The sequence below is a fragment of the Candidatus Thermoplasmatota archaeon genome (assembly GCA_029907305.1).
In the GTDB taxonomy this organism is placed as follows: domain Archaea; phylum Thermoplasmatota; class E2; order DHVEG-1; family DHVEG-1; genus JARYMC01.
The window spans coordinates 1-13,169 of sequence record JARYMC010000035.1 but is presented as its reverse complement, the minus strand read 5'-3'; the positions used below and the strand labels follow the sequence as shown (position 1 = coordinate 13,169).

General features: G+C 36.2%; 16 protein-coding genes and 2 tRNA genes. 7 read left to right on the top strand and 11 right to left on the bottom strand.

Features of this window, described 5'->3' with window-relative positions; translation table 11 throughout:
- Positions 1 to 84: 84 nt before the first annotated feature.
- The 5 genes from QHH19_03835 to QHH19_03815 form a co-directional block, all read right to left on the bottom strand.
- Entirely contained in the window at positions 85 to 420 is a 336-nt protein-coding gene (locus QHH19_03835; GenBank protein MDH7517454.1) for an Rpp14/Pop5 family protein, read from the bottom strand.
- A 12-nt stretch (positions 421 to 432) separates the two neighbouring features.
- Complete coding sequence (gene pcn, locus QHH19_03830; protein MDH7517453.1) at positions 433 to 1,170, bottom strand: proliferating cell nuclear antigen (pcna); 738 nt, start codon at positions 1,168 to 1,170, stop codon at positions 433 to 435.
- Positions 1,171 to 1,251: 81 nt separating this feature from the next.
- Positions 1,252 to 1,941, bottom strand: a complete 690-nt coding sequence (locus QHH19_03825) for a hypothetical protein (GenBank protein MDH7517452.1) — start codon at positions 1,939 to 1,941, stop codon at positions 1,252 to 1,254.
- Between the two features lie 70 nt (positions 1,942 to 2,011).
- Entirely contained in the window at positions 2,012 to 2,308 is a 297-nt protein-coding gene (locus QHH19_03820; protein ID MDH7517451.1) for a transcription factor S, read from the bottom strand.
- A gap of 3 nt (positions 2,309 to 2,311) precedes the next feature.
- Positions 2,312 to 2,713: an NUDIX hydrolase gene (locus tag QHH19_03815; GenBank protein ID MDH7517450.1), complete on the bottom strand. Its 402-nt coding sequence runs from the start codon at positions 2,711 to 2,713 to the stop codon at positions 2,312 to 2,314.
- 355 nt (positions 2,714 to 3,068) lie between these two features.
- On the opposite strand from QHH19_03815, the gene QHH19_03810 reads away from it, so the two are divergent.
- The 5 genes from QHH19_03810 to QHH19_03790 all read left to right on the top strand — a co-directional run bounded on the left by QHH19_03810 (position 3,069) and on the right by QHH19_03790 (position 6,509).
- Positions 3,069 to 3,142, top strand: a tRNA-Val gene (locus tag QHH19_03810).
- Positions 3,143 to 3,292: 150 nt separating this feature from the next.
- Complete coding sequence (tuf, locus tag QHH19_03805; protein MDH7517449.1) at positions 3,293 to 4,579, top strand: translation elongation factor EF-1 subunit alpha; 1,287 nt, start codon at positions 3,293 to 3,295, stop codon at positions 4,577 to 4,579.
- Positions 4,580 to 4,656: 77 nt separating this feature from the next.
- On the top strand, positions 4,657 to 4,968 hold the full coding sequence (rpsJ, locus tag QHH19_03800) for a 30S ribosomal protein S10 (GenBank protein MDH7517448.1): 312 nt from the start codon (positions 4,657 to 4,659) through the stop codon (positions 4,966 to 4,968).
- 58 nt (positions 4,969 to 5,026) lie between these two features.
- Positions 5,027 to 5,115: transfer RNA gene (locus QHH19_03795), tRNA-Ser, on the top strand.
- A 74-nt stretch (positions 5,116 to 5,189) separates the two neighbouring features.
- Positions 5,190 to 6,509, top strand: coding sequence for a tryptophan--tRNA ligase (locus QHH19_03790; protein ID MDH7517447.1), 1,320 nt, complete (start codon positions 5,190 to 5,192; stop codon positions 6,507 to 6,509).
- A 4-nt stretch (positions 6,510 to 6,513) separates the two neighbouring features.
- On the opposite strand, the gene QHH19_03785 is transcribed toward QHH19_03790, so the two are convergent.
- Positions 6,514 to 7,029 carry a hypothetical protein gene (locus tag QHH19_03785; GenBank protein MDH7517446.1) on the bottom strand — a complete coding sequence of 172 codons (516 nt, stop codon included), beginning with the start codon at positions 7,027 to 7,029 and terminating at the stop codon, positions 6,514 to 6,516.
- A 101-nt stretch (positions 7,030 to 7,130) separates the two neighbouring features.
- Here QHH19_03785 and QHH19_03780 point away from each other — a divergent pair, with 101 nt between their 5' ends.
- Positions 7,131 to 7,550: a CBS domain-containing protein gene (locus tag QHH19_03780; GenBank protein MDH7517445.1), complete on the top strand. Its 420-nt coding sequence runs from the start codon at positions 7,131 to 7,133 to the stop codon at positions 7,548 to 7,550.
- Positions 7,551 to 7,626: 76 nt separating this feature from the next.
- Here QHH19_03780 and QHH19_03775 read toward each other — a convergent pair whose 3' ends face one another.
- From QHH19_03775 to pfdA, 3 genes are all read right to left on the bottom strand, one after another.
- Positions 7,627 to 7,755, bottom strand: coding sequence for a hypothetical protein (locus tag QHH19_03775; protein ID MDH7517444.1), 129 nt, complete (start codon positions 7,753 to 7,755; stop codon positions 7,627 to 7,629).
- A gap of 136 nt (positions 7,756 to 7,891) precedes the next feature.
- On the bottom strand, positions 7,892 to 9,121 hold the full coding sequence (gene ftsY / locus QHH19_03770; GenBank protein ID MDH7517443.1) for a signal recognition particle-docking protein FtsY: 1,230 nt from the start codon (positions 9,119 to 9,121) through the stop codon (positions 7,892 to 7,894).
- Between the two features lie 21 nt (positions 9,122 to 9,142).
- Positions 9,143 to 9,565, bottom strand: coding sequence for a prefoldin subunit alpha (gene pfdA / locus QHH19_03765; protein ID MDH7517442.1), 423 nt, complete (start codon positions 9,563 to 9,565; stop codon positions 9,143 to 9,145).
- 144 nt (positions 9,566 to 9,709) lie between these two features.
- Here pfdA and gvpD point away from each other — a divergent pair, with 144 nt between their 5' ends.
- Positions 9,710 to 10,495, top strand: a complete 786-nt coding sequence (gene gvpD / locus QHH19_03760) for a gas vesicle protein GvpD (GenBank protein MDH7517441.1) — start codon at positions 9,710 to 9,712, stop codon at positions 10,493 to 10,495.
- Positions 10,496 to 10,503: 8 nt separating this feature from the next.
- Here the strand turns inward: gvpD and glmM are convergent, their stop codons facing one another.
- Both glmM and QHH19_03750 read right to left on the bottom strand, forming a co-directional pair.
- Positions 10,504 to 11,886, bottom strand: coding sequence for a phosphoglucosamine mutase (glmM, locus tag QHH19_03755; protein ID MDH7517440.1), 1,383 nt, complete (start codon positions 11,884 to 11,886; stop codon positions 10,504 to 10,506).
- Positions 11,887 to 11,954: 68 nt separating this feature from the next.
- On the bottom strand, positions 11,955 to 12,983 hold the full coding sequence (locus QHH19_03750; protein MDH7517439.1) for an NDP-sugar synthase: 1,029 nt from the start codon (positions 12,981 to 12,983) through the stop codon (positions 11,955 to 11,957).
- Positions 12,984 to 13,169: the final 186 nt, after the last annotated feature.

The window sequence follows — 13,169 nt, the reverse complement described above, 5'->3', positions numbered from 1 at the left end:
TAGCATCCCATCCATCTTTTATTCACCAAAAACATGGATGGATGCTACCATTACTTAAATCTTAAGTTGACAAGCACGTTTTTTCTATTTATTCATATACTTTGACACCAGTGATTTTATTGTACCAGATGTTCCAACAGTTTCAATCTCAACCTTTCTTGATGAAACATTTCTTATTGACCTCAAAAGTTTTATAATGTTCTCTTTTTCAACATGGTTACATCTTAGTATACCCATTTCACCATCAAATTTGATAAGCCACAAACCCATCTCTCTATAATCCCGGTTCAAAAAATTTTTACAATGATACATTAAACTATTCACTAAATCAGATTCAGTAAAACTGTCACGTCCAGATTTTACCACAAATCCGATGTACCTTCTCCGCTTACTACCTCTTACTATGCTATTACGCCCCAAAACAATATTGTTTTATTCAGATTCTATACGAGGTGCAAGCAGATACGTAACATGCCCTTTGTTATCAGCTATGTTAAACTCAACCCTAATTGGGTTGTCGTTACCAAGAAGTATAGTTACAGGATCTTCTCCTTTAACAGATTTTATCATGTTACTAAAGTAATCAATGGAAAACAAGCTTTTACATCTACTAGATGCATTTAACTCAATTAAAAGATCCTTCGGCAGTTTTAAATTAACCGTGTCTGTATCCCCCTCAGCATACAACTCAAAATTATCCTTATTCACTGTAAGTGCAAGATGATCTGATACAGCCTCAGATGCACGTACACCCTGATTAAGCTCAGATGCCTTGATAACTACCTTAGCTGGTAAACTTATATTCGGCATCTTAGGATCAGGCATACCAGCTGTATCAATCAACCCCATTCTCCTAACAAGGTTACCAATCTTTATAATCAAACGATTTGATTCCTCATCATAGTCAAGCTGAACCACATCATCAGATCCTGAAAGACGCATAATACTACTAAGTTTATCAATATCTATGCCAAGCTCCATATTATCTGCCTTAAACTCTTCAAAAGCCTTACTCTCCACCTCAAGATCAACCATCGCCACATGAGCCGGGTCAACAGCCCGTAGCGAAATACCTTTTGGTGTTATATTAAATTTAACTTCATTCACCAATGGAGACGTCACATCAATTATCCCTTTAAGCACATCTGATTTTACCTTAGCACTAAACATACTATTTTTCCTCCCCAATTGAAAATATTACGCTAAAAGAAAATACAGTAGATGTTTATAACGATAACGGTATTTTAATAGTTATGAGAACTGCTTGCAATACACAGCGGAGGCATACCCATAAAACAATGTTGACCACCCTCTTTCATCGATAAATTCTGCATTCATACCAAGCCATCCTATATATCCAACAAAACCAAACGCCCATACAGTATGTTTCCCTTTTATCGATATAGTTTCATTGCTTGGCCTATACGGCATATATACGAGCTCAATCTTAGTCGAGGCTTTCTCATCATTTGAATAATTACCGACCACGAGCGGACTTACATATATCCCTAACAACTTGTATATAATAGGTAATCTCAAAAATATTCTATACCTTAGTAAAAGCGGATACGGTATTCGAACAGCCCATGGAGATCTCCAATGATGCCCAACACCACTTGATCTAACCCTTGAGAACACACTTATATTTGTCATGTTACCACCAAAAACGTAGCTCTGAAGCAATATATCTTTATCAAAAAGTTCATCGCATTTTTTAGCCATAGCCTCTTCGACACTTTCCCCTTCTTCACACACTATACTCACATTTACGGGGGTAATAACTCCATCTGGTCTACATCGATATAAAGTCACAATCTCAGTACACGCAGAAGCATCCAAAAGATTCTTAGTAGTGTATAAATTAGATGCACCTACTAATCCTGAAATTAAGAGTGATACTAGCATAAACATAACAGTCAATTTTTTTGTTATCCGCCACATTTTAAATCCCCATATATTTATTGATATTAAACTATATTAATATTGTGGTAATAATATTTTAACATTATAGCTAGTTTTCTCTCCACCTGTAATTACATTTTGTACATGTAAAAAACCTAGTCTCAGGCTCATCACTACCCCTCATCTGCCTCAGCATCCAAAAAGCCTCATTATGCCCACAATTAGGGCACGTAACCCTCGTTTTAGGGAGAATATCTATCTTTTCCTCTAAAACAGCTACTTCTTTTTTCCTCCGCTTTGCAACAACAACATTACTACCCTTTTTCTCTTTCTGAAAACCACACTTGTTACAAACAAACAAACCAGCTTTAGGATACATCAACGACTTACACTTAGGACAAAACATAACCTATCTAACTCTCCTTAAGGCATCCCTTATTATATCCTCATGATCAAACGCCAATTCTGGTAAATGATTCACATCAAAAAACCTTGCATCACCAGCATCATCTCTACTATTTAATACACCTGAGCATATCTCTAAAAGATAGGCTACTGAGACAGTATGCCCACGGGGGTCTCTATCAGGATCAGAATAGATACCAACAATATCAAGTATATTGGTTTTTAAACCGGTTTCCTCCTCAACTTCTCTAACTACTGCATCCTCAATTTTTTCCCCATATTCAACAAAACCACCAGGCAAAGCCCATTTCCCCTTAAAAGGTGGGTTTTTTCTTTTGATCAGAAGAATTTTTTTATCTTTTAGTATAACTCCATCGACTGTTAGTTTCGGTGATTTATAAATCATAAAGCAAAAGTATAGCATCTTTCGTATTTAACGTTTAACAAAGTTTTACAATCATATAGATTTCCAAAAAGACCTTAATTCTCTTTGGAGCTCTGATTTCCACATACTAAACGTAAAATCATCGACTTCTTCGTTATCATTGTTTTTTATAAAATCAGTGTTAAAAAAGTTTTTTAGTTTAACGTTTTTATCCATTTTTTTATCCCAACCCTTAAACTCTTTAAAAACAATAATTGATAGATAGTTTATGTATCTTTTTATTAGGTAAATATGTACATGTATATGTATATCCTGTTTTCTAATTTTTTTTTCAGTAAATTAGAAAAACAATAAAGCCATTTCAGCTCTTTAACTCGGGCTCGTGGTCTAGTTGGTTATGACGTCGCCTTGACACGGCGGAGGTCTTGAGTTCGAATCTCAACGAGCCCATCACATTACATCTTATAAAACTGCTTGTTATCATGATAAATCTTATAAATGGGAAGTTTATACGCTATCAAAAATTTAAGAAATAAAAAATAAAATATATGAAAAAACCTATATACTGAATTTGAATTTGACTAAAAAGGAGGTAAAAATATTATGGCAACTAAACCACACCTTAACTTGGTAGTTATTGGTCATGTTGATCATGGAAAATCAACATTAGTCGGAAGAATATTACTTGATACAGGTCAGTTCCCTGCTCATATGATAGAGAAGTTCAGGGAAGAGGCTAAAGCAAAAGGAAAAGAAAGTTTCGTTCTTGCATGGGTATTTGATCAGCTTAAAGAAGAGCGAGAACGTGGGTTAACAATAGATGTTGCCCATAAGAGATTTGATACAGATAAATACTATATCACAATCATCGATGCCCCTGGTCACCGAGACTTCGTTAAAAACATGATTACTGGTACATCCCAGGCTGATGCTGCAATACTTGTTGTTGCTGCACAGCATGGTGTAATGGCTCAGACTAGAGAACACATGTTCCTTGCTAGGACACTCGGTGTTAAACAGATGATTATAGCAATAAACCAGATGGATGCAACTACACCACCTTATGATCAAAAGCGATACGAACAGGTGAAATCTGATGTAGACAAGCTTGCTAAGAGCGTTGGTTATAAGGATGAGCAATTACAATACGTTCCTGTTTCAGCGTGGGTTGGAGATAACATAAAGGACAGGGGTAAACTTACCTGGTGGAAGGGAGACACAATTTTGCAGGCTATCGATAAGTTTACTGTTCCTGAGAAACCAACACAGCTACCACTGAGATGGCCAATTCAGGATGTATACACGATAAAGGGTGTTGGTACAGTCCCTGTTGGTAAAGTAGAATGTGGTATTTTGAAACCAGGTATGCAACTCATTTTCAAACCAAGTATGAAACCTAGTGGTGTTATAGGTGAAGCTAAAACCATTGAGATGCACCATGAAACTCTTAGTCAGGCTCTCCCTGGTGATAATATCGGTGTTAACGTACGTGGAATAGCTAAAAACGATATCCGGAGAGGAGATGTTGCTGGCCCGGTAGATAACCCGCCGACTGTTGCTAAATCATTCACTGCACAGATAATGGTACTTAACCATCCCTCAGTTATAACCAAAGGATACACACCAGTTTTCCACTGTTACACTGCACAGGTTGCCTGTAGAATAGAAGAGATACAAAAGAAACTCGATCCAAAAACAGGTCAGGTTAAAGAGGAAAACCCGGATTTCATCAAAACAGGTGACGCAGCAATAGTAAAGGTTGTTCCAACCCGCCCGATGGTTATTGAGCCATCAAAGAAAATACCACAACTTGGTAGATTCGCTATCAGGGATATGGGGCAAACAGTAGCTGCTGGTATCTGTATTGATGTGGAAGAAGCTAAGTAAACAGCTTTTCTTCCTCTTTTATTTTATTTTTTAGGGGGAGGAACAAAACAAAAAAAGGATAACCGGAGTTTAAACTGATGGCGCAAAAAGCAAGGATATCACTCGTAAGCACTGATGCTAAAAAACTTGAGGAGGTTTGTAACCAGATTAAAATGATCGCTGAACGCACTGGTGTTGCTTTGAGCGGCCCAGTTCCATTACCTACCAAACATCTTAAGGTCCCTTGTAGGAAATCCCCTGATGGAGAAGGAACAGAGACTTGGGATCATTGGGAGATGAGGATTCACAAGCGTCTAATTGACCTTGATGCTAGTGATAGGGCGCTCCGTCAGCTTATGAGAATACAGGTCCCTGATGGGGTAAATATAGAGATTGTTTTAAGATCATAAAAAGTAAGACAAAAACTCTTTTTATCCATTTGTACTTACACCTCTTAGCTTTTGCTATGCTGAGGTAGCAAAGTTCGGCCTAACGCGCCGGCCTTGAGAGCCGGTTCTCCTTTTTGGGGAACGGGAGTTCAAATCTCCCCCTCAGCGTAAAAAATCAAACTAATATTTTTGGAGAACGGTAAGTTTTTGAAACAATGACTGTTTAAGGTTTTTAGATAAAAATGAAGATAGACCCATGGAGCTCAACAACATACCAAGACTATGCTAGACTACGTGATGAATTTGGTATAGAGAAATTCACAGAAAAAGATTGGAAAGATCTACCACATCCTCATAAACTCCTACGGAGAGGAATTGTTTTCGGTCATCGCGGCTTCGGTTTAATTCATAATGCAATAACCAAAAAGAAACCCTGGGCTATACTAACTGGCTTAATGCCATCTGGGAAAATGCACCTTGGACATAAGATGGTTATCGACGAAGTAATATATTATCAGAGTATTGGGGCAGATGTAAACATCGCAGTTGCAGACATTGAAGCTTTTGCAACAAGAGGCTACACTTTAGAGGAAACAAAAGAACTCGCGTTAAATGAATATATACCAAACTATATTGCACTAGGTTTAAAACCAGAGAAATGCCGCATCTATTTCCAATCAAAAAACCAGGATGTAAAAGATCTGGCATACATCTTAGGTAAAAAAATCAACTGGTCGCAGATGGTTGCAACCTATGGTTTCAACGGATCAACAAACATGGCGCATATCTTTTCACCACTTGTGCAAACAGGTGACATATTACATGTTCAACTAGAAAAATATGGTGGAGTAAGACCAACACTTGTTCCAGTTGGGGTTGACCAGGATCCACATATAAGATTAAGCAGAGACATAGCACAAGACCATAGAATCTACAACGTAACAGTGACAAAGGACAACAAGATAGGTGTTTTCGTAAAAGTTGATACAAATGTTGAAAAACTTTTAGACAACGCAGAAGAAATACTACATAAACTAGGCTACATTGACCTAAAACGTATAACAGATTACAAAGCCATTTACATACAAAAAGCAAAAGAAGAAGACATACCAAAGATCGATGAACTATTTGCTAAATCAGAGACAAAACTTGGTGGATATGGTTTTATGCAACCCTCGTCAACATACCATAGATTCATAACAGGTTTAACAGGCGAAAAAATGTCCTCATCTAAACCAGAGAGCGGTATATTCCTTACAGATCCACCAAAAAACGCAGCGAAAAAAATCATGAACGCAAAAACAGGTGGTGCAGTTAGCCTAGAGATGCAGAAAAAAGAAGGTGGTAAACCAGATGAATGCATGATTTATGAGTTATTCCTTTATCATCTCATAGAAGACGACAGAGAACTACAAGAGATACACAACTCATGCAAAAAAGGGGAACGTATGTGTGGTAACTGTAAAAAATATGCTGTTGAGTTAACAGAAAAACTTTTAACAGATATTCAGGAAAAAAGGAAAACAATGGAAAATAATATAAAAGATTTTATAGAATCATAAAATTTTACATATAGTTTTTGTATAAACCATCATCAGATGCTATTTCCTCAAATTTTGAGTTAAGCTTTTTTTGATTTGTCGACAAAGTATTAGATATATTATTAAAAATTTCTTCTGATGAAGAAGCAACTCCTCTAACAGGCATGCTCATACCAAACCTTTTCCCTTTTCCTTTAATAGCTGCGTCTAATATTTTCTCTGGTTTTACACCTTTCTCTAAGCTCTTCAGTATCCTCCTTATATCCCCCTGTATTATACCAAAATTACCGGTGTATCTTGTTATCTCGTTTTCGATTTCTTCGTCAATACGTCTCGCTATTTTCCCACCTATTCCTCGGACCTCAAAAGGGTTTTTCTGATATTCCTTTAAGAAATAAACACCTATTTTGTTATTCAGGATGTAGGTATCATGGGACAACAGATTTTTGTCTCTACCGAAAACTGCCTTCCACTCTCTTGGTTGTTTTTTTGCATCTTTTATAATATCTCGTAGTATTTCGTCTCTTGTTTTTATTTTCACGTTTTATCAAAAATAGTATTATATGAGATAATATATAAGCATATTGCAACATATGAATGCTAGTTAGTTAATAAGAACAGTTTAGGGATGTGGTGAATAAAATGATTGTAAAAGATGCTATGACAAAAAACGTGATAACAATAGATCGTAAAGCCACAGTTCTTGATGCATGCAACAAGTATAGGGATTACAAGGTTGGTTGTCTGGTTGTAACAGATAAAGGTGAATGCGTAGGTATTGTGACAGAACGTGATATTATAGAGAGAACTATCTGCGCACGAAGAAACCCAGAGGAAACAAATGTAGAGGATATAATGTCCTCAGAGATTAAAACAGTACACGCCCTTGATACTATAGAAAAAGCTGTTCAGATCATGAAGCAGAACAACATAAAGAAACTACCTGTTCTATTAAATGATGAGATAGTGGGAATTATCACTGTTACAGATATAGCTAGAGCGCAACAAGATACAACAAAAAAACCAGTTGATTCTTGGATAGAAAAAGAGTGGAGTATTTAAAAAAACTATTTTTTACACTATATTCATCCAGATAATTATTTCATCTGGCACCGTTTTTTTTTTTGTCTTTTTGTCTTTATTCATTGTTTATCTCCTTACATTTTAGAGCCAGAAACCTGGCACGGTTTCCTACAACAAACAGTTTTACTACAAACTCCATTTCTTTTGCTTCTTCAGGGGTTGAGACTTGGCCGACTATCATCATTTTTTATCGCTCCTCAATACTTATTCTGTCTGTTTTGTTTAAAAGGTGTTGTTGTACAACTATTACCCTGTATCTTTACAGTTGTTACCCAAAAATGATTCCTCAGCTTTTTCTACAAAAATTCTCTCATATTTTTTTATTCACTAAATATTTTATCTAGCATCCACTGAGGATTAAAAGGTATCTGATCTTCATACCCCTGACCTATACCAATAAAAAACAGAGGTTTACCAATAGTATAAGCTACAGATAAAGCACTACCCCCCTTTGCGTCAGTGTCAACCTTAGTTAAAATAACCCCATCTATACCAACTACCTCATTAAATCTTTTAGCCTGCTCCACTGCATCGTTACCAGAAAGAGCATCACCAACAAAAATTATCATATCAGGTTTAGCAACACGTTTTATCTTAGCCATCTCATCCATCAAGTTAACATTCGTCTGCATCCTACCAGCTGTGTCAAGTAGAACAACATCCTTGTGCTTTGCCTTTGCATGCTCAATAGCATCATATGCCACAGCAGCAGGGTCAGCCCCCGGCCCATGTTTAATAAGTTTAACATCAAGGTTTTTGGCATGTGTCTCTAACTGTTCTATAGCACCAGCACGGAATGTATCACCAGCTGCCATAACACAAGATTTACCCTGTTTTTTCAACATATAAGCAATCTTGGCTATAGCCAAGGTTTTTCCACTCCCGTTCACACCAACAAACATTATAACAACAGGCTTCTTTCTTTTCTCAATAAGATCATTGAAATCTATCTCACTATATTTCAAAACATGGGCTATCGCGTTACGCAAAACATTCTCAACTACATCCCCAATTTTCCCTCTGTCAAAAGATGCGTTTTTAAGTTCTTCTTTTATATCCCTTTTAATAGATTCTATAACCGAATATGCGACATCAGACTCAAGCAAACCGACCTCCAGCTCCCATAGAAGATCATCCAGTTTTTCTCCACTTATACCAACAGATGGTTTAGTCTCAGCTTTTACAACCTCTTCTATGCTCCGCCTAGTTCTCAAAGTGTGTTCCAATTCCGTCTCTATACTTTTTTCAATCTGTTTATCTAATTCTTCTTCACGTCTAAGTTTCTCGATCCTAGCTTTTTCTCTTTCAGCTAATTTTTCTTCATATTTCTTTTCTATTTTTGTCAGTTCTTTTATTAACGGCTGAACAGCTTTTTCTAATGCTTTCTCAGCGATTTTCTTTTCCTCAGGTTTTTCTTTTATAACAGGTTTCGTTTCTCTCTCGCTCATGATGGATGGACTTTTTTTCTCCTCTTTTTTCAATTCTGTCTGTAACTCTGCTTCAAGTTGATCCTCAAACTTCTTCAGTTTTTTCTTTAAAAAATTAAACATCTTCTATACCCAACAATAAACTCATTCTTTTTTTTCTTCATATAACAGCTGCTGTGCCTTGTTTGAAACCTCGGTAGCTTCCTCTTGTAGTTGCTGCATCATAGTTGTAATTTTCTCTTGTGTTTTTCGTAGGCTTTCTATTCTACTATCGATCTTTTTTATTGCTTCTTCTGAGGTTTTTTCTGTTGTTAACCCAGCACCTATATCAAAAAGCACCTTAGATGTGTTTTTTATGTTTGCGTTAACGAAAACACCACTACCTATTGGTACAAGTATCTCCGTGTTGCTATCTATTTTACTCATCTGATCTAATGTTATTTTTGCTTTGTTGCAATCAGCGATAGCTGTCTGTATATAAGAATACTGCATATCCAAATAGTTTAGTTGCTCTCTGTAGTTTTCAATCAATATAGCATATTTTGATAACTCTTCGTCTCTGCTCATATTATTCCTCTTATCCTATAACTTTGATTCTCTACATAAAAAAGGTATTATTAATATGTATTCTTTTTTCATTTGTGTATAAATAAGATTTTAAACGATTAACTTATTTACTATTTTAGAGGCGCAGGAGAGACGACGGGCCATATGAAAGATAGAGCTAGGTGTAAAACAGGTATAGAAGAACTTGATTCTAATCTAGATGGTGGTATACCTGAGGGTAGTACTGTTTTAATCACTGGCGCTAGTGGTCTTGGTAAAACAACTATATCCATGCAGTTTCTTGTAAACGGTATAAAATTAGGTGAAAGAGGTGTTTTTTTCACAACATCAGAGCCTATTTCAAAATTAATTAGTCATCTTAAAGGTTATAGTTTTTTTGATGAGAATTTGATAAAAACAGGTAAACTTAGTATAATTGATTTATGGAATATAAGTGACCGCCTTGGTTTAAACACTGAGGCTTATACTGTTGAGGATGCCACCATTCTTTTTGAGGTTATCAGGGATATTGCAAAGGAGTTGGATGCAAAACGTCTCGTGGTCGACTCGATAACATCTTTGTGCTACAGACTACAAAAAAGTGATATGATAAGGGATTTTATTTTCAGCCTTGGTTCGTCTCTTGCAGCTATGCGTTGCACAACTTTTTTAACATCAGAGGTGCCACCAATGGTGTTAAAATATTCACAGTATGGTATAGAAGAGTTTATTGCTGATGGTATAATATTTATGGAGGACATCGAGCGTAGAGGTGACCTTATAAGAACACTCCAGCTTATCAAAATGAGAGGCACTGCTCATAGTAGAACAAAATTTGTTATAACCTTGTCTTCGAAAAACGGTGTTGAATTGATGCCAATGTTTAAATCCAATTTTGATTTTAAACGAATCGAGGCGTATCCTGATACTATTTTTGAGGGAGCTGAATAAATTTTTTTTCACAGATTTTTTATTATGTCCTCAGTTAGTTTTTTGTATGTCAAAGCTAGTTCTTCAGCTACATCTTTTTCTTTTGACTCTGAGTAAACCCTAAATATTGGTTCTGTTCCAGACGGCCTCATCAGAACCCATCCGTTTTTCATGTATAGTTTAACACCATCTGTTTCATCGACTTTTATCACATTGTTATCCTTTTTTGTTTTTTCTGCGAGCATCATCATGACTTTTTCTTTTTTATCATTTGGGCATGTCATCTTTGTTTTATACACTTCATATCTGGGTAACTCTGCTATAAGTTCTGATAAAGTCTTTTTTTCTTTTGCTATAATCTCAAGTATCTTCGCTATTGACATCGCAGAGTCTCTACAATATTGCATCTCAGGGAAAATAAGCCCACCGTTTTCTTCTCCACCGAAAACAGCGTTTTCTTCTATCATCACTCGTGCTACTATTGGTGAGCCTACCTTTGTGTATATTACTCTACCACCATTTTTAACTACGACTTCTTCGAAACAACTAGAGGTTGTGACAGGTGTAACGTTTATTCCACCTTTTTTTTGTTTTGTTATGAATCCTCCTGCTAGCGCTAGGCTTTTGTCACCATAAATATAATCGCCATTTTCATCTATGAATATAGCCCTATCAGCATCACCATCCTGGGCGACTCCGAGATCAGCACCAACCTGTGTTACCGTTTTCATTAAAACACCAAGGTTTTCTTTTAAAGGCTCTGAGTTACGACCAGGAAACATACCATCTGGTTCACAATATAACTCAGTTATTTTGCACCCAAGTTTCTTCAGCAAGATCGGTGTAACAAGGCTTCCTGCGCCGTTACCACAATCCAAAACAACATGAAAATGCTTCTTTCTGATTAAATCCACATCTACGCAACCTAGAATACCTTTGATGTATAGATCAATAGCTCCATCCCAGGTTGTGAGTTTACCAACATTCTTCCAATCTGCTAACGAATAGGTTTTGCTAAAGTATATTTTTTCGATTTCTTCTTCTTGGTCTTTTGAAAACTCTGTACCATCACTTGAAACACCCTTTATCCCATTGAACTGCGGCGGGTTATGAGAAGCAGTAATGATAACACCTGAATCAAATTTTCTTTCTCTAACTGTATACTGTAGTGTTGGTGTTGGAACTAGACCTATGTCAACAACATCACAACTAGTTGAAAGCAATCCTGCTGTTATCGCACTTTTAAGCATATGGTTTGACAAACGCGCATCGGTTCCTATTGCCACATTAGGTTTTTTAACATTTTTTTTCAAAAAAGTTCCCCATGCCATACCTACGCCAAGCGCAAGCTCACAGTTCATATCCTCATTTGTAACACCTCTGATGCCATTTGTACCAAACAATTTAGTCATAAACATCACATATTGTTTTATTTAAACACGATAAACAAAAATTAAAGATAAAGGTTTTTGTCAAAAAATTATTTTTCTATCACGTTACCAATCTGCTTATCAGGGTAACCAGCTGGTACAGGTTTTGTCCACACAAACAGACCTTCTATGTTGCTTCTATCCTTTATTTTTTCGTTGTCACCAACAACAGAGTTTCTCAAACTAGAAAAATCACCCACTGTACTGTTTTCTCCAACAACGCAATTCTGTAAAAAAACATTTTTTCCAACCCTAGCGTTATCATAAACAATTGTTGATTCAAGCCTTGTGTTGTCACCGATATAAACGTTATCGCCAAGACAAGAATCTTTTAAAACACCACGTATATCGCAACCTTCTCCATGGTAATTTTTCATTTTTTTCTTTTTCATAAGAAACCTATGTACCTCGATATAACTACTTATACGACCTATGTCCATCCAATAACCCTTGAATTTAAAACCAAAAAACCTGCCCGTGTCACAGATAATCTGCGGGAATATTTCTTTCTCCATCGAGACCAGTCGTCCTGTTTCTATATAATCAAGCACCTCTGGTTCTAAAAGATAGACCCCTGCGTTGATAAAATTAGATGGTGCCTCCTCGGGTTTGGGTTTCTCAACAAAACGAACTATACTCCCATCATCTTTTACATCTGCGACTCCAAATTCTGAAACATTCTCCACAGGCCATAAAGAAATGGTTGAAACAGCGTTTTTCTTAATATGGAATTTAATCATATCCTTAAGATTTAACGAGCACATGATATCGCTATTTAATACAAAAAAACGCTCTGTGATATGTTTTTCAGCAAATTTTACTGCTCCTCCAGTTCCAAGGGGTGTTTTTTCATCGTTAACAATTACATCTTTACCAAAATCTTTTTCCTTAAAATATTCTTCGATTTGGTCTTTTTTATAGTTTACAGCAAGAACAACCTTATCTACTTCTCTCGGCAAAGCTTCTATAATATAGGATATCATAGGTTTGTTTAATATTGGTAGCAACGATTTTGCTCTTGTATATGTTAATGGCCTAAGTCTAGTCCCAAAGCCACCTGCGAGTATTATTGCTTCCAAGGTTTCATCTACCCAAAATTTTTCTGTTTATAGGAGTCTAAGATGCGCTAATAAATCTTTCTCAAAATTTTTAAAAAATTTGAGTGTTGCCCGCAAATTAGGTTTTTATGGAGAGAATCCATATCGTTTTTTTGCATACCTGAAAGAGATGGATGTCTCTCGTTTTGTAATTATGCAACTACTTTA